The sequence below is a fragment of the Pseudomonas sp. GD03875 genome (genome assembly GCF_029840585.1).
GTDB classification, from domain to species: Bacteria; Pseudomonadota; Gammaproteobacteria; order Pseudomonadales; family Pseudomonadaceae; genus Aquipseudomonas; species Aquipseudomonas paralcaligenes.
Genome location: NZ_JAOCCV010000088.1, coordinates 1 through 534 on the forward strand (window position 1 = coordinate 1; position 534 = coordinate 534).

The 534-nt window shown below is 70.4% G+C and carries 1 protein-coding gene; it reads right to left on the reverse strand.

Going from position 1 to position 534, the window contains the following annotated elements; genetic code table 11:
- On the reverse strand, positions 1-534 hold a 534-nt coding region (locus tag N5D30_RS26090; protein WP_279911345.1), incomplete at both ends, for a TolC family protein.

Sequence of the window (534 nt, forward strand, 5' to 3'; positions counted from 1 at the left end):
CTGCCCGGCGATCTCGCCGTCCAGCGCCGCCAGCTGCTGGCTGGTCTGGAACTGGCGCTGGGACTCGCGGAAGTTGGCATTGGCCACGTACAGCTGGGCCAGCACCGCCATGGACATGGCCTGGCGGCGGGCGTCGGCGACCTGCTGGCCGGCCTTGGCCACGTCGATGGCGGCGGGCGCGGAGAGCACGTTGAACAGGTTCCAGGTGACCTTCACGCCATAGTCGGCCCAGCTCTGGTTGACCAGGAAGCTGTTGCTGTCGTAGTGGCCGCCGGCGGAGAACTCCAGGCCGGGCAGCAGGCGCAGCATGGCCTTGCGGGTCTCGGCGGCGCTGATCCGGGTCTGGTAGTCCTGCTCGCGCAGTTCCGGGCGGTTGGCCAGGGCCAGCTGCTCCAGCTGGGCCAGCTCGACCTTCAGCTCCGGCACCGGGTAGTCGCCGCTCTCGGCCAGGCTGAACGAGGTGCCCGGGGCCAGGTTGATCAGCGTGGCCAGCTCGGTCTTGGCCAGCGACAGCGCGCGGCGCTGCTGCTCCAG